We start from the raw sequence: 20,954 nt of genomic DNA on the forward strand, positions 1-20,954 counted from the left end.
CGGACCCTTGGTGCGGTACGCGACACGCAAACTCCGCATGCGGAGCCTTGCATCGCGCCGGTTAAATGGAACCTAAGGGAAACGACGTGGCCGCCAGGCCCAATATGGAATCGTGCTCTCGCATCACATTGCGAGAGCAGTGAGGCCGCTTCGTGAAATCATGCGGATCGCATCGCACAACAACTGGCGAAATATTAGGCTGTAAACTCCACGACAGAATCGCTAATAATTTCTTCATAAATTCTACAAATTGGGGTGGGCGTAACTTGGAAGGGGAGCGACCGATGGCAGCGGCGCTACAAATCAATTTTGCACTTTGGGGTATGCTCATCTGCGCGACTTTGGAATTGGCGCAGACCATCCAGAGGCTCTACTAGCCAGAGGCTCTACTAGGCCCGACGAAATGCGTGACCGGCGCAATTTCGCCGTCGTGCTTGCCTGCTAGCTCACCAGCAACGCGATGAGCGTGAAGCTGACGCTCGCGATCACGATCATCGAGAGGATGTAGTTGCGCGGCCGCGCCGTTCGCGCACGCGGCGGTCTCCGCCGCTGGAGTGGCTCGCTCGCCTGCCATGCGAGCTCCGACGGCGCGAGCGCAGCCTCTGCGCCCGAGCCGATATATTTCACATAGAGCTCGAGCAGCCGCAGCTCGGACGGCAGGTCCATCAGGCCCTCGCGCTGGCGCCGCGACAGCAATTCGAATTCGACGGTTTCCTGGGAGCTCAATTGGCCAAGGACAATGCGTCCCTGGTCCGACAGGCGGTAGTGAAAATCGATGGGCTGCACGGCCTGCGATCGGTTTGAAAATGAGTAATCTTGAAAAAGCGGAACCATCCTAGTCTGTGACCACTGCTGAGATTATGACGGCCCTGCAGCCATCGTGACCCGAGCGGCCTCAATCTGGACGGGACCATCATAGACGGTCGGGAAAGGCCGCAAACCGCGTAAATTGGGCAGGCATTGCCAAGCGGTTGAGCGGATTCGTGTCCGGATCGTCGACATTTTGCAAAACTGCCTAATCGCCGGACAGCGGCGGATGCAACCGGTCACATCGCTGGCGGCCGCCTGTTGCTCAGCGGCAGCGCGGATAGATCGCCGCAAGGTCGCGGCCCTTCAGCAAAAGCAATCTGGACGAGAGGCCACCGTGCCGGCTGATCCAGTCGCGCACCGGGCCGGGATAGGCCTGCAGCACCGCGTCGGAGGCTTCGGGCTCGGCATAAAAGCGCCCACGCCGGTCGACCGAACGCGCCGCGTGGAAGCCGAGTACCGCGCGTTTGGTGACGCAGATGCGCTCGCCCGGCACGATGCTGAGCACCAGCGTGCAGGCGGACAGGCACGGACCGTCGATCACCACGCGCTCGCCGCTCTCGCGCACCTGCTCGAACAGGTCGAGGAACGGCCCGACCTCTCCGCCCGGCGACTGGATGATGCGGATTTCGGCCATGGCGGGGGTGGTGGTAAAGAGCGCAGATGCGAGCATCCAGGCACCCACAAAGAACATGCGTCGCATGGAGCACTCCACTAACTCGATCCCGTAGGGTGGGCAAAGCGTAGCGCGCCCACCAATGGCATCGCAAATCTGGAGGGAAGGTGGGCGCGGCGCTTGCGCGCCTTTGCCCACCCTACGACGTTCACCCGTTCCGCCGTTCGCCGCGCAGCGTCGGCAGGCCGATGCCAGCCGCATCGAAGCCGCCATCGACGGCCAAAATTTGGCCGGTGATGTAGCTCGATCGTTCCGAGCACAGGAAATAGATCGCTTCGGCGAGTTCCTCCTCCAGGCCGTAGCGGTTGAGCGGAATGGCGTCGTGATAGTCGGCGCGGATCTCCCTGCTGTGCACCTGCTTCGCCATCGCGGTGTCGACCGGCCCCGGCGCGACTGCGTTGACGCGGATGTTGAGCGAGGCGAGCTCGACCGCGAGCTGCTTGGTCAGGTGCGCAAGGCCCGCCTTGCTGGTGCCATAGGCCGAACGCAGGGTCGAGGCGCGCACCGCCGAGATCGAGGTGACGTTGACGATGGCGCCGCCGCCTTGCTCGCGCATCAGCGGCGCGGCCGCCTTGGTGCACAGGAACGGGCCGGTGAGATTGACCGCCATGATCCTGTTCCAGTCGGCGTCGCTGGTCTCCAGCACTGGCGCGAACACGGCGACGCCGGCGTTGTTGACGAGAGCATCGAGCCGACCGAAGCGGCTCATGACCGCCACCATTGCAGCTCCTACGGCGGCTGCATCGGACACGTTGCAGGTGATTGCCAGCGTGTTATCGGGATTCTTCAGGGCCGCCGTCGCGCCTGCCTGCAGCTCCCCCTCGATATCGAGCAGCGCGACGCGCCACCCTTCGGCCAGGAATTTCTTGGCCGTCGCCAGCCCGATACCTCGCGCGGCTCCGGTGACGAGGGCGACGTTTTGTGGGGCCTGCGGCATTTGCTAATCTGTCCTGTGTTCGAAAGGGGCGCGCACGAGCGCCGGCTCCTTTTACTTCGCTTTCGTCCCGGCAAGAAGGGCTCCAGGCCATGCTCATCGATCCCAGCACGATCCCGCTCGAGGAATGGCGGCCAGGTGTGAAGACCCGCATGGTCACATCCGCGCGCAACGGCGCGACCGCGCTCTGCATCTTCGAGCAATGGGTCGATCCCGGCGCCGGTGCGCCGACGCACAGCCACACGGTCGAGGAGGTGCTCACCGTGCGGGCGGGCGAGGCGGAGATGTGGGTCGAAGCCCGGCGTATCACGGTGACGGCCGGACAGGCGCTGCTGGTTCCCGCCGGCCGCAAGCACGGTTTTCGCAATTCGGGAGCGACCATGCTGCATGTGCATGCGGTGTTGGCCTCGCCGGTCTTCGAGATGCTGCCGGAAGGGGCGAGTGAAGCGACGCGACGCTGGGAGCGGTAGGGTAAGAGCGTCGGTCTCTCTCTCCGTCACCCCTGAGGTGGCCGCTTCTTCAGCGGCCCTCGAAGGATGACGGGGATCGTGATAAAGCGAGAGCTTACGCCAGCTCCGCCGATGCGCGCTGCATGTTCGACGACATGTCGGAGGTCACGATGCTCTGCTCCTCGACTGCGGCCGCGGTGGAGGCGATGAACTCGTTGACGCCGGCGATCGCGGCCTTGATCGCGGTGAGCGAGCTCGCAACGTCGCCCGAGATGGTGTTCAGCGTGTCGATTTCGGAGGTGATCGTGTCGGTGGCCTGCTTGGCCTGGCTGGCGAGGTTCTTCACCTCGGAGGCGACCACGGCAAAGCCGCGGCCCGCTTCGCCCGCCCGCGCCGATTCGATCGTGGCGTTGAGCGCAAGCAGGTTGATCTGACTGGTGATGCCCGAAATCATCTCGACGATGCCGCTCATGGCCTGGGCCGCTGCAGTCAACTTCTGAGCCTGACCGTCCGCGGACTCGACCCTGGTGGTCGCGACCTTGGAGGTCTCGCGCGATTTCGCCATGGTCTCGGAGATCTCGCGGATCGAGGCGCTCATCTGCTCGCTGCCGGCCGCGACCGCCTCGATCAGCCCGCGCGCATTGTCGGCCTTCTTGCGGCCGATCGCCTGCGCGGTGATGTCGGTGGCGCATTTCACCACCTTGTAGGGTTTTCCGTTGAGATCCAGAATCGGATTGTAGGACGCCTGGATCCAGATTTCGCGGCCGCCCTTGGCGATCCGCCTGTATTCGGCGGCCTGGTATTCGCCGCGGTTGAGCGTCTCCCAGAACTGGCGGTAGGCCGCCGAATTCCTCTCGTTCGGCTCGACGAACATGGAATGGTGCCGGCCCTTGATCTCGGCCAGCGAATAGCCCACCGCCTTGAGAAAATTCTCGTTGGCGGTGCGGATCGTGCCGTCCATGTTGAACTCGATCACCGCCTGCGACTTCTGGATCGCGGCGAGCTGGCCGTCATTGTCGGCGGCCTTCATCTTCTGCGCGGTGATGTCGGTTGCGAACTTCACCACCTTGAACGGCTTGCCGGTCTCGTCGAGGATCGGGTTGTAGGTCGCGAGAATCCAGATCTCCTTGCCGCCCTTGCCGAGCCGCTTGTATTCGGCCGCCTCGAACTCGCCGCGGTTCAGCCTGGCCCAGAACGCGGCATAGGTCGAACTCGCGCGGTCCTCGGGCGTCACGAACATGCTGTGATGCTTGCCCCTGATCTCGTCGAGCGAATAGCCCATCGCGCCCAGGAAGTTCTCGTTGGCGGTGACGATGGTGCCGTCCATGTTGAACTCGATCACGGCCTGCGCGCGGTTGATCGCGGCGATCTTGCCGGAGTCTTCCATGGTCTTGATCTTGTACGCCGTGATGTCGGTGGCGAACTTGATGAAGCTGACCACCTTGCCGTTCTTGTCCAGCAGCGGGGCGTAGGAGGCATGAACCCAGACTTCCTTGCCGTTCTTGCCGAAGCGCTTGTATTGCGTGGTCTGGAATTCGCCGCGGTTCAGGCTGGCCCAGAAGTCGCGGTAGCGGGCGCTCTCGCGTTCGGCCGGGGTGACGAAGATGCTGTGATGCTTGCCCTTGATCTCGGCGAGCGAATAGCCGCTCATTTTCAGAAGGTTCTCGTTGGCATCGAGGATGGTGCCATCGAGATCGAATTCGATGACGGCCTGCGAGCGATCAAGGGCGTCGACTTCCGCGAGCGCGTGCTGGACTTTGGCCTTGCTGTTGAAATTGAACACTTGAAGGTCCCCGGAATGGTTCAACTATGCGTCGGCCGGGCTGCAATTGGCCTTCCCGAAAAAGTTGCATGCACGCGTTGATCAACTGTAAACCCTTGCAGGAAGCTGCGCGGTCTCCGGCCTTGGCCATGTTGTTCTGCGCGCGAAGATTCTCGTCCTATATGCACGGCGGTGGACATAGTCGGTCCGTAATCGTACGGACCCGCCTCGCGATATTTTCGCATCGTCCCTGTTGAAATTCGGCGAGCAATGTCGGGGCACGCGTTCGTGCATCGTCTTCAAGAGGAGCTTCTCTGCGGAGACCATCAATGCCCGACGACTGCGAGCGCCTGATTCGAGACCTCTTCGCAGCCTATCTCGGCAACGACCGGCAACGGGTCGCCGACGCACTGGCCGACGATTTCCGCTTCACCAGTCCGTTCGACGACGACCTCGACAAGGCGGCCTATTTCGAGCGCTGCTGGAAGGACACCGGCTGGATCGCGCGACACGACATCGAGCGGATTTTCGTCCGGGGCGACGAGGCCTTCGTCACCTATCTCTGTCTGGCGAAAGATGGCAGGAGCTTTCGCAACACGGAGTTCTTCACCTTTGCGGGTGGCAAGGTCAGCCGCATCGACGTCTATTTCGGCGCGGCCCGGACGGATGGGCGTTTCCTGCCACAGCCGCGCTAGCGGCCGGCGCAATGACCTCCGGAATAATTTCATCACCTTGTCGGTTCCGTAAAGGTTGGTTCGTCTTAGAGGTAAGGGTGGGCGGCCCGGGCCGCCGCTCCCGTCCTTCCGGGGGTGGCGCCGCGCCGCGCAAACCCGAAACGACAAAGCAAGCAAGGACTGCTCATGCGATTCATGATGCTGATGATTCCGCTCGGCTACGAGACCGCGCCGCCGGACGTGCAACTCGATCCCGAACGCGTCGCCGCGATGATGCGCTACAACGAGGCGCTGAAGGATGCCGGCGTGCTGATCACGCTCGACGGCCTGCACCCGCCGTCGATGGGCGCGCGCGTCTCGTTCGCGACCGGTGAGCCCATCGTGACCGACGGCCCCTTCGCCGAAGCCAAGGAAGTTCTGGGCGGCTACTGGATGATCGAGGTTGCCTCGCGCCAGGAGGCGATCGCCTGGGCGAAGAAGTGCCCGGCCTCCGCCAATGAAGTCATCGAGATCCGGCAGGTGCAGGAGATGGCCGACTTTCCGCCGGAGGTGCAGGCAGCCGCCGCCGGTTTCGACGATCTGAAGACGTAGCCGAGACGGCCGCGGATCATTCGCGGCTCGTCAATCCATCACCCATCAACAAAGGAGAGAACCAATGAGCACCGATACCTATCTCGCCGTTTTCCTGGGCAGCAAGACCAGCCCGCAATGGGCCGCATGGAACGCGATGTCGGAGACCGCGCGGAAGGCGAAGGAGCAGGAGGGCATGGCGGCCTGGAAAGGCTGGGTCGAGAAGCATCAAGGTGCGATCCAGGCCATGGGCGGCCCTCTCGGCAAGACCAAGAAGGTCGACGGCAAGGGCGTCGCCGACATCGCCAACGAGATGGGCGCCTTCACCGTGGTCCGCGCCGCGTCCCATGAGGCCGCAGCCAAGATGTTCGAGAACCACCCGCACTTCGCGATCTTCCCCGGCGAACGCGTCGAGATCATGCCGGTGCTGCCGATTCCCGGCGGCTAGGCCGTGTCATTCCGGGGGCGCGCACACGCGAGCCCGGAAATCTCGAGATTCCGGGTTCGGCTCGTCGAGCAGCCCCGGGTCGAGCCGCCCCCGGAATGACGAGTTGGCCGGTTAATCAAATCCGGCCTGCGCTAGTGACTTCACGCCCGGCTCATGTAAAAGCTGTTCACATGAGCTGGCGTAAGGACCAGGGCCGCACCGAGCGCGGCTATCACCACGGCAATCTGAAGGAAGCCCTGTTGCAGGCTGCCCTCGGGCTGATCGCCGAGAAGGGCGCGGCCGGCTTCACCTTTGCCGATGCCGCGCGCATGGCCGGCGTCAGCGCGGCGGCGCCTTACCGGCATTTCCGCGACCGCGAGGAGTTGCTGTCCTCGATCGCGCAGCGCGGCTTCGAGCAGTTCGAGCAGCGCCTGACCGCGGCCTGGGACGACGGGCGCCCGGATACGGTCACGGCGTTCGAACGCGTCGGCAAGGCCTATCTCGCCTTTGCCCGCGAGGAGCCTGCCTTCTACAACGCGATGTTCGAATCAGGCGTGCCAGTCGATTCAAATCCGGCCCTGCAGACCGCCAGTGAACGCGCCTTCAACATCATTCGCGCCGCCGCCGAACGGCTTGCGGCGCTGGCGCCGCCCGGCACGCCGCGGCCACCAGCGATGATGATGGCGCTGCACATCTGGTCGATGGCCCACGGCGTGGCCTCGCTGTTCTCACGCGGCGACGCCGCGCGGCGAAAATTGCCGATGTCGCCGGATGACCTGCTCGAAGCCGAGGTGCTGATCTATCTCCGCGGCCTCGGCTTCCCGACCGACCGCCGTCCGCCGGCACGAAGCGCCGAGCCGCCGCCGGTGCCACCGGAGGCATCCTCCGGTTCTGGCCTGCCGCCCGGCGGCCCCTGGGGCAAGCCGAAATAAAATTGCGCAAATAATTCGGCGACCCTGTCAGGCGGCCGGCTTGACAAAATCGCGGGATGGTCTAGCTATGTAAATGTTATTTACATTCACAACGGCGCTGGTGCCGTGATGGAGATGGAAATGGCCTACACCGCTGATGTCAATCGATGGCGCGGTTCCTCTGACGAACGCTATGAGCGCCCCCACATGCTCGATACGCCCTGGCATCCCGGCTGGATCGCCGTGACCATCCTCGGCTTCATCATCTGGTGGCCGATCGGACTTGCCCTTCTCTTTTTCACACTCGGGAGCAGAAAAATGGGTTGCTGGAGCCACCAGGATCGCTGGCAGAACAAGATGGAGCGGATGCAGTACAAGATGGACCGCATGCGCGGCCGCATGGAGCGCCGTGGTTTCGGCTTCGGCTTCGGCCCACCCTCGAGCGGCAACCGTGCCTTCGACGAATACCGCACCGAGACGCTGCAGCGGCTTGAGGAAGAGCAGGTCGAGTTCAGGAACTTCCTCGACCGTCTGCGTCACGCCAAGGACAAGGAAGAGTTCGACCAGTTCATGGCGCAGCACAAGACGCGCCCGACCCCGCCGCCGACCGACCAGCCGCAAGGCTGATCTAAAAGGCTGATCCGGGGTCTGCCTCTCAAAGCCTTCAGGCGCATGCCCCCAAAGTCCTGATGGCCCCGAGCCGCCCGCCTGCGCAACCCGCAGGCGGGCGGTTTGGTCTTAGGGGACTAGAACCAACTGCCGACGATCCGACACCAAGACTTGCGCGTGCCACCTCAATCCGCCGCGCTGCTGGACGACGCGCATCATGGACCTCTACACCCGCCTGCTGCTTACCGTGACCGCCCTAGCGGTGCTGGGTTACATCGGCTTGGTCTATGGCAGTTGCGCGTCCGATCCCGATTGTCATTTTCGCCTCTGCGCCGGCGGGCGTGCGTTCTGCGGCGTTGATCACGTACATGTGCAGGACCGGTAGAACCCGATCCGCACCACGCCCGACCAAGCCCTGACGGCGCACCTCCCGCGCGCTGACGGGGACGACCATGACCAACGCCGAACGCAAAGAGATCAGCCAGCGCATCGCGCTCCTCGAGCGCGCCTCGGCGCTGTTCGACCGGTTCGGAAACATCGTGCCGGTGGCGATCGCGTTCCTCAATGGATGGCCGACGGAAGTCCAGCTCTATCCGCAGTGGCAGCTCGGCGAATCCTGGCGGTTCTTTCTCAGCCTTTATCTCTATTGGTTCGCCTCGTACGCACTCAGCCGCGCGGTCTCGTTTGCAAAGGGGAGCATCGCCCCATGATCCTGCTCCGCGATGTCGCGCTCTTCGTCCTGCCGGTGCTCATTGCGGCGGGCAGCTGGCTCTACGCACTCAGCCTGCGCAAGCGGGCCCGGCCCGGTCCTGAGGGCGAGAGCAAGCGCGTCCCGGCGGCGTGACTGGCGCCCCGATCCGGACCGCCTATATTCGTCTTCACAAGAGTGGGCGGACCGGAGGCGACAATGGCGGAAGCTGCGATCACGGCGAGCGACGGCCTCTGGCAACAGGTCCGCAGCGAGGCACAGCGCGCGGCCGATGCAGACCCCGTGTTCGGCAAGGCCCTTGCGCGTGCCATTCTCGCTCATGATGATTTTGCCGCCGCCTTGGCCGATTTGATCGGGCAGCGGCTCGGCAGCGGCACCACCGGGCGCACGCGCTTCACGTCCTATTCCCGCGACGCCTTTCAAGGCGAGCCAGAGCTGATCGAAACCGCCGGCCGAGATCTGCAGGCCATCGCATTGCGCGATCCCGCCATCACCGACCTGCTGCCGCCGCTGCTGCATTACAAGGGCTACGTCGCGCTGCAAGCCTGGCGCGTCTCGAACTGGCTCTGGCGTCGTGACCATCGCGACGCGGCGCTGCTGTTTCAGAACGAGGCGTCGAACCTCTTGCAGGTCAGCATTCATCCGGCCGCATCCATTGGATCGTCCGTCTATCTCGACCACGCCACCGGCATCGTGATTGGTGCGCATGTAGTGATCGGCGACGAGGTCACCATGCTCCAGAACGTCAGCATCGGCCGTCGCGGTGAATTGCCGACGCGCTCGCCGCGCATCGGCCGCGGTGTCTACATCGGCGGCGGCGCGACCATTCTCGGTGACATCAATATCGGCGATTTCGCAAAGATCGGCGCCGGCACTGTTGTGACCGGTGACGTGCCCGCTGGCTGCACCGCGATCGGCAATCCCGCGCGATTGACCAATTGCCCCGAGCCCGCCTCGGCGGCCTGACCCTATCAACCTTCGGAGAGTTGCAATGAAGACGGCAATCGTGATCGGCGTTGGTCCGGACCGCGGGCTCGGAGCCCGGCTTTGCAAGCGTTTTGCGGCCGATGGGCTCAAGGTGATCGTCGCGGGCCGGACGCTGTCTGCCTTGCAGGCCGTTGTAGACGACATCACGAAGGCGGGCGGCGCAGCCGTGCCCTTCGTTGCCGATGCGACCAGGGAGGGGGACATCGTCGCGCTGTTCGATGCCGCCGGCGACAACCTCGACCTCGCCATCTACAACGCCGGCAACAACACGCCCGGCAAGATCATCGAGATGGATGCCGACTATTTCGAGAATGCCTGGCGCGTGGTCTGCTTCGGCGGCTTCCTGTTCGGCCGCGAGGCGGTGCGGCGGATGGTGCCGAAGAAGACCGGCACGCTGCTGTTCACGGGCGCCAGTGCCTCGCTGCGCGGACGCTCCGGCTACGGCGCCTTCAACTCATCCAAGGCCGGCCTGCGCACGCTGGCGCAGGCGATGGCCAAGGAATACGCGAGCGATGGCATCCATGTCGGCCATGTCGTGGTCGACGGCGCGATCGCCGGCGACAAGATCTTTTCACGGTTCCCGGATGCGGCCGGCCGCGAGGACAGCCTGATCGACATCGATGGCATCGTCGATGCCTTCGCCTTCCTCTATCGCCAGCCCGAGCGCGCCTGGTCGTTCGAGCTCGACGTGCGAACCTCGAAGGAGAAATGGTGAGGGGCGGCCCTCGACCATTTCTACTGCCGTCATTGCCCGCGAAGGCGGGCAATCCAGTATTCCAGAGACAGCATTGAGATGCGGAGGAACCGCAGTGTATTGGATACCCCGCTTGACGCCTACGCTAAAGCTTCGGCGCCCCTGGACCGCAGCCCCGGCGAAGCCTTGGCGTAGCCGGGTCGCGGGGTATGACAGTCGTGACGGTGGCGTAGGTCAATACCCGGCGGCCAATCCCGAGTTTCGGCGTGGGTCGTTCGCACCGTAGTAGCGGTTATTGCCGACTTGCTCGCCGTTCAGCGACGGCGCGCCGACGATGATGACCGCCAAATGGTTCGCCGGCTGCGGCGGTCCGAATTTGTGGCCCATGCCTTCCAGGATCTTGCGCGTGTCCGGTGACAGCGCATAGTCCTCGACATTGGTCATATCAGGCAGCCATTGCTGGTGGATGCGCGGCATGTCGACGGCCTCCTGCGCGTTCATGCCGTAGTCGATCGCATTGATCATGGTCTGCAGGACCGCCGTGATGATGCGGCTGCCGCCGGGCGTGCCCACCACCATGACGGTCTTGCCATCCTTGGTGACGATGGTCGGGCTCATCGAGGACAGAGGACGCTTGCCGGGAGCAATCGCGTTGGCCTCACCCTGCACCAGGCCATACAGGTTCGGCACCCCGACCTTGGCGGTGAAGTCGTCCATCTCGTCGTTCAGCAGCACGCCGGTCTTGGCCGCCGTCACCTTGGCGCCGAACCAATCGTTCAGCGTGTACGTCACCGATACCGCGTTGCCGTCCTTGTCCGCGATTGAATAGTGCGTGGTGTTGCTGCCCTCGTGCGGCGCGACGCCCGGCTTGATGTCCTTGGAGATTGCGGCCTTGTTCGGATCGATCACGGCGCGGATCCTGGTCGCGTAATTCTTGTCGAGCAGGCGGTCGAGCGGATTCTTCACGAAATCCGGATCGCCGAGATAGCTGTTGCGGTCCACGTAGGCATACCGCATGGCCTCGATCTGCACGTGCACGGCCTGCGCGGAATGGTAGCCCAGCTCCTTCAGAGGGTAGCCCTCCAGGATATTCAGGATCTCGCAGATGACGACGCCGCCCGAGCTCGGTGGCGGCGCGGAAATCACGTGATAGCCGCGATAGTCGCATTCGACAGGTGCGAGCTCGCGCGTCTTGTAGCCGTCGAGGTCGTCCTGCGTCAGCAGGCCCTTGCCGGCCTGGCTCGATGCCACGATGGCGCTGCCGACCCAGCCCTTGTAGAAGCCGTCGGTGCCTTTGCTGCTGATCTCGCGCAGGGTTTTCGCCAGTTCGGATTGCAGCAGTCGATCGCCCACGCCGAACGGCTGGCCGTTGTTGAGGAAGATGGCGCTCGATGCCGGATCGTCCTTGAAATCGTCGGTTGCCGTGCGCAGCAGGTCGATGTCGCCCTGGTCGAGCACAAATCCCTGTTCGGCGAACTGGATCGCGGGAGCGAGCAGGTCGGCGCGCTTCATGGTGCCGTATTTTTCGCGCGCATATTCCATGCCCGAGACGGAGCCTGGCACACCCACAGCCAGATGTCCCTTGGTCGAGATGCCCTTGATGACGTTGCCATCCTTGTCGAGATACATATTGGCCGTCGCCGCCTTGGGCGCGGTCTCGCGGAAATCGAGGAAGGTCTTGCGGCCGTCGGCGAGCTGGATCGTCATGAAGCCGCCACCACCGAGATTGCCGGCGGCCGGATAGACGACGGCCAAGGCATAGCCGACGGCCACAGCGGCATCGACGGCATTGCCGCCGCGCTTCAGCACATCGACACCCACCTGGGTCGCCAGATGCTGCGCGGACACCACCATGCCGTTTTGCGCGGCGACCGGTGCGACCGACGCCGCGCGCGCGGCGCCGAACGTGACGAGGCTGACCGATATTATCGCGGCGGCCATCCACCGCACATTGGTTTGTGGTTTCGGCACTGGACGCTCCTCAGGCTGGGCCGGTGATGCCGGCACGTTGTTGTCCGCGAGCGCAGCCTATCAGCTCGTGCCCGCCGCGAGATGCGAGATGGAGCATGTGGTCGTGGTGTAGCTGTGGCGCACGCTGAGCTCCCTGCGATTTCGGGGTGGGCAGGGGAGAAGGTTCCAGAAGGGGCGCCCGTTGCGTAGTGTCGTAGCGCCACGAGTCCCACTGCGCTCCCCCCTTGCGGGGGGAGGGCGGGGGAGAGGGGGAGCCCAGGAAAAGGTGCTCGTTGCGTGCCTCCGATTTTATCACGGCGGGAGCCCCCGTGTGGTACCCCTCTCCCTGGCCCTCCCCCGCAAGGGGGGAGGGAACCGATCTCGCCCGGAGCGGGCGGCTCGAATACGTCGGCAGGCACGTAGCGCCTCCCCGCGGCAAAGCGGCCAACCGCCTGCGCTGCCTACCTTTCCGGCAGCCAAATTCGGCCGTGGTAACCGCACGTTAACCATCGGCGGGCTCTGGTAATTGCGGACAGTCGTGCCCGGAGCCGTGCTCAAGGCCCATAGTTTTGACATCTTGGCAGGGAATGCAGACGGCCGGCTTTGGACGAGCCCCTGCACCCCAGAAAGACAAGGCTTTGAGCGGGCTTGCCGGCCGCGCCGGTGCTAGCGCGGCTGTTGGGGAACCGGCAGCCATTTGCTGGCCGGAGAGGTCAGGTAAATGATCGCCTTGAGAGGATACTGCTTATGAATCCGGCCGACGTGGCTCAGTCAGCCCTTCCGGTTGCCGCTTCCGCGGACGTCTCGCTGATTGCGCTGTTCTGGCAGGCTCACTGGATCGTGAAAGCGGTGATGCTGGGGCTTCTCGCCTGCTCGGTCTGGGTCTGGGCCATCGCGATCGACAAGATCTTTCTTTACGCGCGCACCCGCCGCTCGATGGACCGGTTCGAGCAGGCCTTCTGGTCCGGCGAGTCGATCGAGGAGCTCTACCGCACGCTCTCGGCCAAGCCGACGCATTCCATGGCGGCCTGCTTCGTCGCCGCCATGCGCGAGTGGAAGCGCTCGTTCGAGAGCCACGCCCGCTCGGTCGCGGGCCTTCAGATGCGCATCGACAAGGTGATGAACGTCTCGATCGCCCGTGAGGTCGAGCGGCTGGAACGCCGGCTGCTGGTGCTCGCCACCGTCGGCTCCGCCGGCCCCTTTGTCGGCCTGTTCGGCACGGTCTGGGGCATCATGTCGAGCTTCCAGTCGATCGCGGCATCGAAAAATACCTCCCTGGCGGTGGTCGCGCCGGGCATCGCGGAAGCGCTGTTTGCGACCGCCGTCGGCCTTATCGCCGCCATTCCTGCCACTATTTTCTACAATAAGTTCACTTCCGAGGTGAACCGGCAGGCCCAGCGGCTGGAAGGTTTCGCCGATGAATTTTCCGCCATTCTGTCGCGTCAGATCGACGAGCGGGGCTGACGGACGGCATGTATAGTGTGAGGGGCAATTTGGGCACTCGATCATGGCGATGAACGTAGCTAGTTCGTCCGGAGGCGGCGGGCGCCGTGGCCGGCGCAAGCCCGTCGTGGCCGAGATCAACGTCACGCCGATGGTGGACGTGATGCTGGTGCTGCTCATCATCTTCATGGTGTCGGCGCCGATGTTGACGGTCGGCGTGCCGCTCGACCTGCCTCAGACCCAGGCCAAGAGCCTCGAAAACAACGACCAGAAGCCGATCCAGATGTCGGTCGACATCAAGGGCAAGGTGTTCATCAACGATGCCGAGATCGCGATCAACGAGTTGATCCCGAAGCTGAAGGCGATCACGGACGCGCGCGGCGGGCTCGAGGAGCGCATCTATCTGCGCGCGGACAAGAAGGCGGATTACGGAACGGTGGCCAAGGTCATGGGCCTGTTGTCCGGCGCGGGCTTCAAGAAGCTGGCGCTCGTGACCGAGGCGGATCAGGGGTAAACCGGTGAAGGTGAACGTCGACAAGACACTCGTTGCGTCGATTGCCCTCCACGTCCTCGTGCTTGGATGGGGACTGGTCACCTTTAGCAGCAAGGCCTTTGTCGCGGAAGAGTCGCTTCCGATCGACATCATCTCCACCGATCAGCTTGCGCAGATGATGTCGGGGCAGAAGACCGGCAAGAAGGAAGAGCCGAAGCCCAAGGTCGAGAAGATCGCCGAGGCCAAGCCCGAGGAAGATGCGGTCGGCAAGGTCACCGAGAAGAAAGAGCTGATCAAGACCAACTCGACGCCCGAGCCGCCGCCGAAACCCGTCGAGAAGCCGGTCGAGAAGAAGCCCGAGCCGCCCAAGCCCGTTGCCGAGGCCAAGCCCAAAGAAGAGCCGAAGCCGCAGGAAAAGAAGCCTGATCCGGTCAAGGAAGATCCGATCGCCGAGCTCCAGAAGAAGCTGGAGACCAAGAAGCCTCCGCCGAAGCCCGTCGAGCAGAAGGTCGCGGCGGTGCCGCCGCAACAGCAACCGAAGCCGAAGGAGCGCAGCTTCGATCCCGCGCAGATCCAGCGCGACCTCGATAAGCGCGCGGCGACCCGGCACGAGCTCTCGGGCGCGGCGCTGAATGCGTCGGCTGCGCTGGGATCGACGACCGGGACTGCTGCCAACAACGTTGCGACGTGGGGAGGCGCGTTCACGAATGCGGTCCGGCGCTGCTTCACGCCCACCTATAACGGGCAAGACGCCGAGCAGTACGAGGCTGACATCGATATCCCGATGAAAATCGACGGCTCGCTTGCGTCCGAGCCGGTTATCGTCGCGGTTCGCGGCCCGTCTCGGTCGATTGCTCAGGCGGTGGCGGAGAGCGCCAAGCGCGCCATCGTGCAGTGTCAGGTCTATTCGTTCCTGCCGAAGCAGCAGTATGACACTTGGAAGACCATTCCAATGCGCTTCGGCCTGAAAGATATGTTGTGACATCCGAACAAAAGAATTTTGCGATGAATGACGTCCTATCGATGAACCGCCGCCGCTTCATGACGCTGACAGGATCGGCGCTCGCGACGCTCGGGGGCGGACATGCCCTGGCCCAGGGCCAAAAGCGGCTTGAACTCAATCCAACGGAGTTTCGGCCGATCCCGATCGCGATCTCCAACTTCGTGCCGGGCTCGCCCGCCGATGGCGACGTCAGCAACGGCGTCACCCAGGTCATCACCAACAATCTGAAGCGGTCGGGCCTGTTCGCACCGATCGACCAGGCCGCCTTCATCGAGCGCATCAGCAACATCGACGTCGCGCCGCAATTCCAGAACTGGAAGACCATCAACGCGCAGGCCCTTGTCACCGGCCGCATGACGCGGGGGCAGGACGGAAGGCTCAAGGCGGAATTCCGCCTGTGGGACGTCATCACGGGTCAGCAGCTTGCGGGCCAGCAATATTTCACCTCGCCGGAATATTGGCGCCGTATTGCCCACATCATCTCCGACCAGATCTATGAGCAGATGACCGGCGAAAAGGGCTATTTCGACAGCCGCGTGGTGTTCGTGGACGAGACCGGTCCAAAGGAGCGTCGCGTCAAGCGGCTCGCGATGATGGACCAGGACGGCGCCAATGTGCGCTATCTGACCCGCGGCTCCGACCTCGTGCTGACGCCGCGCTTCTCGCCGAACTCGCAAGAGATCACCTACATGGAGTTCGGCCAGGGCGATCCGAAGGTCTATCTCTTCAACATCGAGACCGGCCAGCGCGAGATCGTCGGCAATTTCCCCGGCATGACCTTCGCGCCGCGCTTCTCGCCGGACGGCCAGCGCGTCATCATGAGCCTGCAGCAGGGCGGCAATTCGAACCTGTTCGTGATGGATCTGCGCTCGCGCTCGACCACGCGCCTCACCGACACGCCGGCGATCGACACCTCTCCGTCCTACTCGCCGGACGGCACCCGCATCTGCTTCGAATCCGATCGCGGCGGCAGGTCGCAGATCTATGTGATGGCCGCGGGCGGCGGACAGGCGCAGCGCATCTCCTTCTCCAAGGACGACACCAACGCCACCTATTCGACGCCGGTGTGGTCGCCGCGTGGCGATTACATCGCCTTCACCAGGCAGGGCGGCGGGCAGTTCTCGATCGGCGTCATGAAGCCGGACGGCTCCGGCGAGCGTCTGCTCACCTCGGGCTATCACAACGAAGGGCCGACCTTCTCGCCGAACGGCCGCGTGCTGATGTTCTTCCGCGATCCCGGCGGCAGCGGCGGGCCGTCGCTGTTCTCCGTCGACATCTCCGGCCGCAACGAGCTCAAGGTGCCGACGCCGGGCTTCGCCTCCGACCCGGCATGGTCGCCGCTGCTGTCCTCGACACCCGGCTAGAGCGCTTGCGAGCGAAGCGGATACAGGTTCGCGTGAAACATCGGGGCTAAGACATTGCGCGTTCAGACGCGCGATGTTTTCGAAAAAACATGCCGATTTTTTCGGGGTTTGGTGCGGGACGCAAGCTTTCCTTCACCTTGTGCCCGGCAACGCTTGCCTAGTTGCTTGATATTTCAGCGGAAACTTGTTCGCTATTGCCGAAAAACAACTCGACTTTAACGATGTTCCCTCAGAAAGGCTTCATCAGGTCTGGGTAAAAGTACGCGCCAAACAGGACGCGTAACAAGCCGATGCAGCTGGCCGACCAGAAGCAGAGCGATCGAGACGAGCTGGAGCCGATACTCTACGCCGCTCTCATCAACTCTATGGTGCAGAATTTCTGGGCGATTTTCCTGGGCTCGGCCTCCGCGGCCGTGGCCGCGGTCATGACTGCGCTGAAGACAGGCGATGTCTGGCTGTGGCCGCTCGCATTTCTGCTGATCGCGATCGGCACCGCGCGCGCGTTCCAGATGCGCGGATATGAAAACCGCACGCACCCACTGTCGTTCGAGGAGGCCAAGCACCTGGAGCCGCGCTACTGGCTCGGCGCGCTCAGCTATGCGGCGGTGCTCGGCCTGTGGTCCTTCGTCGTCATCTACAACAATGACGATCCGATTGCCGACATGCTCTGTGTCGCCATCGGCATCGGCTACACCGCGGGCGGCGCCGCCCGCAATTACGGCCAGCCCCGGGTGATCCAGTGGCACGTCGCGCTCGCCTGCGCACCGATGTCGCTCGCGCTGCTGCTGCATGGCGGCTTCTACCACATCGGGCTCGCCGTCCTGCTCGTGTTCTTCTTCGTCGGGCTGAAGAACATCAATCTCAGCCTGCATGCGATCTTCGTCAAGGCGCTGACCTCGAGCTTTCGTGAGTCCGCGCTGGCAAGCCAGTTCGACACCGCGCTCAACAACATGCCGCATGGCCTGTGCATGTTTCGCGCCGACGGCCGCCTTGCGGTGATGAACCATCGCTTCGGCGAGCTGATGGCGTTGCCCGAAGATCTGGTCAAGCGTGGCGCCACCGCTGCCGACATCGTATCGGCCTGTATCGCCGCCGGCTCCATCTCGGCGGAGAGCGGCAAGCAGATCCTAGCCGAGATCGAGCATGCGCGGATCTGCGAGATCGTCACCACCGACCCGGATTCCTCGCGCGGCCGCGCGCTCGCCTGGACGTTCCAGCCGATGACTGGCGGCGGCACGGTGCTGCTGCTGGAAGACATCACCGAGCGTACCAACGCGGAAGCCCGGATCACCCATCTCGCCCGCTATGACGAGCTCACGGCGCTGCCCAACCGGGTCTCGTTCCGCGACGAGATCGAACGGTTGCTGGCGATCTCGCACGACGCCGAGCGCCTCTCGGCGCTGCTGTTCGTCGATCTCGACCAGTTCAAGCAGGTCAACGACACGCTCGGCCATCCCTGCGGCGACCAGCTCCTGTGCGCGGTCGCCAACCGCCTGCGCGAGATGCTGCGTCCCGAGGATTTCGTCGCCCGCTTTGGCGGCGACGAGTTCGTCGTATTCCAGCAGAACATCAGCTCGGCCGAGGATGCCGCGAGCCTCGCCCGCCGCATCGTCGAACGCCTGAGCGAGCGTTACCGCATCGACAATCACCTGGTCGAGATCGGCGCCAGCGTCGGCATCGCGCTGACCTCGCCGGACGGCGACGTCAGGGCCGACACGCTGCTCAAGAACGCCGACATGGCGCTCTACCGCGCCAAGGCCGACGGCCGCGGCACCTTCTGCTTCTTCCGCGACGAGATGGCGGCGACCGTCGAGGCCCGCCGCATCCTCGAGCTCGACCTGCGCAAGGCGCTTGCCAACGAGGAGTTCGAGCTGTTCTACCAGCCGCTGGTCAATCTGAAGTCCGGCAAGATCACGACCTGCGAGGCGCTGCTGCGCTGGAATCATCCGGTGCGCGGCACGGTCTCGCCGGTCGACATCATCCCGGTCGCCGAGGACATGGGGCTGATCGTCGATCTCGGCCGCTGGATCCTGCGCCGCGCCTGCATGGAATGCATGAAGTGGCCCGACGGCGTCAGCGTCGCCGTCAACTTCTCGCCGCAGCAATTCCACCAGCGCGACGTGCTCAGCGAAATTCGCTACGCGCTCGAGGTCTCGGGGCTGCCGGCCCACCGGCTGGAGATCGAGATCACGGAGTCCTCGCTGCTTCGTAACACCCAGCTCACCCACGACACGCTGTCGCAACTGCATGCGCTCGGCGTGCGCATCTCGCTCGACGATTTCGGCACCGGCTATTCCAGCCTCAGCTATCTGCACAATTTCCCGATGCAGAAGGTGAAGATCGACCGCTCCTTCCTCGAGGGTATCGACACCGACCGGCCGCTGACGCTGCTGCGTGGCGTGGCGCGGCTGTCGGCCGACCTCGGCATGGCCGTGGTGGTCGAGGGCATCGAGACCAACGAGCAGCTCGAGCTGATCAGCGCCGACGGCACAGTCTCCGAGGCGCAAGGCTATCTGTTCAGCCGTCCGGTGCCCGCCGTGCGGATGCGCCAGCTCCTCAACGCTTCGCATGGACGGCGCGGCGAGGGCCTGCTCCAGGTTGTCAGCTCACGTTCCTTCGCCTGAGTCCACATCCAGAAATTGCACGTCGTTTCAGGCAGTTGCTGAACCGACCGTAGTGCTACGGGGGTTAACCCTATCGCGTCGATTGCTTTGCATCGTCGTTAAGGAGGTGTTAATAAATCGTCACGCGCGCGCAAGTTGTTCAGCGGCAAATGGCCCAGGTTCGCGTGGTGTTGTTGGTGGTGGGTAAGGAGTTCGAATGCAGTCCTCAGCCAGATCTGTCATTTCGGCTGTTGGACGGGGAGCGGAGCTTCTGACCGACGTCGACTATCATCTCGCGGCGACGGACGCGGAGAAGGAGCAAATCTACAACCTCCGCTACCGCGCCTATCTGCGCGAGGGTGCCGTCAGGGAATCCGCGGAAGCCCGCGTCACCGACCGCTACGACGAGCTGCCGAACGCGTGGACCTTCGGCGTCTATCTCCGTGGCCAGCTCTGCAGCTCCGTGCGCATCAGCGTGCTGACTTCGGAATGGCGCGAGTCCACCTCGGCCGACGTCTTCCCCGACATCCTGCTGCCGCGGCTCGATCGCGGCGAGGTCATGATCGACCCGACCCGCTTTGTCGCCGATCCCGACCAGGTGAAGCGGGTTCCGGAATTACCCTATCTGACGACCCGGCTCGCCTACATGGCGTGCGAGCACTTCAATGCCGATCTCGGCCTCGCCATCGTGCGTCCCGAGCATCAGGCCTTCTACCGGCGGGTGTTCCTGCACGAGACGATCGCCGAACCCCGCCTGGTTCCGGGCCTCACCAAGCCGTTCGGCCTGATGGCGGCGGATTTCCCGACTTTCCGGAAGAAGGTGTTCGAGCGTTATCCGATCATGCGCTCCACCGCCTTCGAGCGGCGGATGCTGTTCGGGCGCGGCGGACAGCGCGAGATCCCGCAGCGGTCGTCACTGGTCCCGGAAGCCGTTCACGTCTGATTGCCTGCCGTCACCGCCTTGAGCCGCCGCGCGCCGTTCGGCCGGGGCTCCGTTCATCCCCATCATCGTCCGAGCCCAAAATTCCAGCAAAAGCCTGCACTTTTGCCGGTTGCTGCAGGTTGCTTCACCCTCGCGCCACATTTAGAACCCATTAACCATGACGGTTGCTTTTCGCGGTTTGGGGGCATTTGACCGGCTGAAGCAAGGTTCCATCAAGGTTGACGGAACGTTCGCTTAACCAACCCCCTGTAGACCGGACAGCAGTGGACGAACGTGAGCGTGGAGGCTCCGGAATGAAATACCCTATGCGTATCCTCCAGGGATTGAAGCTGGCTGCGGTGGTTGCGATCGCGCTGTCGATGGGCGCATGCGCGAACAAGAATGCAGCGACGGATGCGATGGCCAATGCTGCGACACCTGGCAGCCAGCAGGATTTCGTCGTTAACGTGGGCGACCGCGTGTTCTTCGAGAGCGACCAGACCGATCTGACGCCGCAGGCGATCGTGACCCTGGAGAAGCAGGCGCAGTGGCTCCAGAACTATCGGCAGTACAGCTTCACCATCGAGGGGCATGCCGACGAGCGCGGCACCCGCGAATACAACATCGCGCTCGGCGCCCGCCGCGCCCAGTCGGTGCGTTCGTTCCTCGCCTCGCGCGGCATCGATCCGAACCGCATGCGCACGATCTCCTACGGCAAGGAGCGGCCGGTCGCGGTCTGTAACGATATTTCCTGCTGGTCGCAGAACCGTCGCGCCGTCACCGTGCTGAACGCGAGCTCCTGACGATCAGTCAGGCGCCGTTCATCTTCAGGAACCGATTATGCCGGCGCCCTCTCGGGCGCCGGTTTTGTTTCAGCCATCTGTGACCGAAACCCCGTGGTGCCAGTCACATTTTTGGCGTACTGCCTTTCAATGTGTGGCGCGTCGCAGGTTCCGTCGCAGATTTC

Annotated in this window: 23 protein-coding genes; 18 read left to right on the forward strand and 5 right to left on the reverse strand. The window is 63.8% G+C overall.

Translation table 11 applies throughout. From position 1 onward, the window contains the following. Positions 1-441 precede the first annotated feature (441 nt). From CT676_RS12460 to CT676_RS12470, 3 genes are all read right to left on the reverse strand, one after another. Positions 442-786, reverse strand: a complete 345-nt coding sequence (locus CT676_RS12460; RefSeq protein ID WP_135214757.1) for a hypothetical protein — start codon at positions 784-786, stop codon at positions 442-444. A 286-nt stretch (positions 787-1,072) separates the two neighbouring features. Next, positions 1,073-1,510 carry a hypothetical protein gene (locus tag CT676_RS12465; RefSeq protein ID WP_085401832.1) on the reverse strand — a complete coding sequence of 146 codons (438 nt, stop codon included), beginning with the start codon at positions 1,508-1,510 and terminating at the stop codon, positions 1,073-1,075. 121 nt (positions 1,511-1,631) lie between these two features. Further along, positions 1,632-2,420: an SDR family oxidoreductase gene (locus tag CT676_RS12470; protein WP_135214758.1), complete on the reverse strand. Its 789-nt coding sequence runs from the start codon at positions 2,418-2,420 to the stop codon at positions 1,632-1,634. A gap of 89 nt (positions 2,421-2,509) precedes the next feature. Between CT676_RS12470 and CT676_RS12475 the strand changes: the two genes are divergently transcribed. Further along, entirely contained in the window at positions 2,510-2,887 is a 378-nt protein-coding gene (locus tag CT676_RS12475) for a cupin domain-containing protein (RefSeq protein ID WP_135214759.1), read from the forward strand. Between the two features lie 94 nt (positions 2,888-2,981). On the opposite strand, the gene CT676_RS12480 is transcribed toward CT676_RS12475, so the two are convergent. After that, complete coding sequence (locus tag CT676_RS12480; RefSeq protein ID WP_135214760.1) at positions 2,982-4,649, reverse strand: PAS domain-containing methyl-accepting chemotaxis protein; 1,668 nt, start codon at positions 4,647-4,649, stop codon at positions 2,982-2,984. 308 nt (positions 4,650-4,957) lie between these two features. On the opposite strand from CT676_RS12480, the gene CT676_RS12485 reads away from it, so the two are divergent. From CT676_RS12485 to CT676_RS12525, 10 genes are all read left to right on the forward strand, one after another. Further along, positions 4,958-5,323 carry a nuclear transport factor 2 family protein gene (locus CT676_RS12485; RefSeq protein WP_135214761.1) on the forward strand — a complete coding sequence of 122 codons (366 nt, stop codon included), beginning with the start codon at positions 4,958-4,960 and terminating at the stop codon, positions 5,321-5,323. Positions 5,324-5,488: 165 nt separating this feature from the next. Next, a complete protein-coding gene (locus CT676_RS12490) occupies positions 5,489-5,893 on the forward strand; it encodes a YciI family protein (RefSeq protein WP_071909736.1) in 405 nt (134 codons plus the stop codon). A gap of 64 nt (positions 5,894-5,957) precedes the next feature. Next, entirely contained in the window at positions 5,958-6,320 is a 363-nt protein-coding gene (locus tag CT676_RS12495; RefSeq protein WP_063981089.1) for a YciI family protein, read from the forward strand. A gap of 170 nt (positions 6,321-6,490) precedes the next feature. Then, positions 6,491-7,231, forward strand: a complete 741-nt coding sequence (locus tag CT676_RS12500; protein ID WP_135214762.1) for a TetR/AcrR family transcriptional regulator — start codon at positions 6,491-6,493, stop codon at positions 7,229-7,231. 120 nt (positions 7,232-7,351) lie between these two features. Next, the gene (locus CT676_RS12505) at positions 7,352-7,837 is read left to right on the forward strand and encodes a DUF2852 domain-containing protein (RefSeq protein WP_028152211.1); all 486 of its coding nucleotides are present in this window, start codon (positions 7,352-7,354) and stop codon (positions 7,835-7,837) included. A 199-nt stretch (positions 7,838-8,036) separates the two neighbouring features. Further along, positions 8,037-8,204 (forward strand): hypothetical protein, encoded by a 168-nt coding sequence (locus CT676_RS12510; RefSeq protein ID WP_135214763.1) that lies wholly within the window; start codon positions 8,037-8,039, stop codon positions 8,202-8,204. Positions 8,205-8,271: 67 nt separating this feature from the next. Next, entirely contained in the window at positions 8,272-8,529 is a 258-nt protein-coding gene (locus CT676_RS12515; RefSeq protein WP_135214764.1) for a hypothetical protein, read from the forward strand. Next, on the forward strand, positions 8,526-8,663 hold the full coding sequence (locus CT676_RS43975) for a hypothetical protein (protein ID WP_167768039.1): 138 nt from the start codon (positions 8,526-8,528) through the stop codon (positions 8,661-8,663). The genes CT676_RS12515 and CT676_RS43975 overlap by 4 nt, the downstream gene beginning before the upstream one ends. A gap of 63 nt (positions 8,664-8,726) precedes the next feature. Beyond that, a complete protein-coding gene (locus CT676_RS12520; RefSeq protein WP_135214765.1) occupies positions 8,727-9,494 on the forward strand; it encodes a serine acetyltransferase in 768 nt (255 codons plus the stop codon). Positions 9,495-9,519: 25 nt separating this feature from the next. After that, positions 9,520-10,230, forward strand: a complete 711-nt coding sequence (locus CT676_RS12525) for an SDR family NAD(P)-dependent oxidoreductase (RefSeq protein WP_135214766.1) — start codon at positions 9,520-9,522, stop codon at positions 10,228-10,230. Between the two features lie 213 nt (positions 10,231-10,443). Here the strand turns inward: CT676_RS12525 and ggt are convergent, their stop codons facing one another. Continuing rightward, positions 10,444-12,150, reverse strand: a complete 1,707-nt coding sequence (gene ggt / locus CT676_RS12530) for a gamma-glutamyltransferase (protein ID WP_167768043.1) — start codon at positions 12,148-12,150, stop codon at positions 10,444-10,446. A gap of 756 nt (positions 12,151-12,906) precedes the next feature. On the opposite strand from ggt, the gene tolQ reads away from it, so the two are divergent. The 7 genes from tolQ (at position 12,907) to pal (ending at position 20,790) form a co-directional block, all read left to right on the forward strand. Continuing rightward, positions 12,907-13,623, forward strand: coding sequence for a protein TolQ (tolQ, locus tag CT676_RS12535; protein ID WP_014492404.1), 717 nt, complete (start codon positions 12,907-12,909; stop codon positions 13,621-13,623). 43 nt (positions 13,624-13,666) lie between these two features. Next, positions 13,667-14,116 carry a protein TolR gene (tolR, locus tag CT676_RS12540; protein WP_028152217.1) on the forward strand — a complete coding sequence of 150 codons (450 nt, stop codon included), beginning with the start codon at positions 13,667-13,669 and terminating at the stop codon, positions 14,114-14,116. 4 nt (positions 14,117-14,120) lie between these two features. After that, a complete protein-coding gene (locus CT676_RS12545) occupies positions 14,121-15,077 on the forward strand; it encodes a protein TolA (protein WP_135214767.1) in 957 nt (318 codons plus the stop codon). A gap of 23 nt (positions 15,078-15,100) precedes the next feature. After that, positions 15,101-16,462: a Tol-Pal system beta propeller repeat protein TolB gene (gene tolB, locus CT676_RS12550; protein WP_028152219.1), complete on the forward strand. Its 1,362-nt coding sequence runs from the start codon at positions 15,101-15,103 to the stop codon at positions 16,460-16,462. Between the two features lie 290 nt (positions 16,463-16,752). After that, a complete protein-coding gene (locus CT676_RS12555) occupies positions 16,753-19,086 on the forward strand; it encodes an EAL domain-containing protein (RefSeq protein ID WP_028152220.1) in 2,334 nt (777 codons plus the stop codon). 196 nt (positions 19,087-19,282) lie between these two features. Continuing rightward, positions 19,283-20,008 carry a hypothetical protein gene (locus CT676_RS12560; RefSeq protein ID WP_085400848.1) on the forward strand — a complete coding sequence of 242 codons (726 nt, stop codon included), beginning with the start codon at positions 19,283-19,285 and terminating at the stop codon, positions 20,006-20,008. 293 nt (positions 20,009-20,301) lie between these two features. Further along, positions 20,302-20,790 (forward strand): peptidoglycan-associated lipoprotein Pal, encoded by a 489-nt coding sequence (gene pal / locus CT676_RS12565; RefSeq protein ID WP_028152222.1) that lies wholly within the window; start codon positions 20,302-20,304, stop codon positions 20,788-20,790. The last annotated feature ends 164 nt before the right edge of the window (positions 20,791-20,954 follow it).

This window comes from Bradyrhizobium sp. MOS001, from assembly GCF_004634465.1.
Lineage (GTDB): Bacteria > Pseudomonadota > Alphaproteobacteria > Rhizobiales > Xanthobacteraceae > Bradyrhizobium > Bradyrhizobium barranii.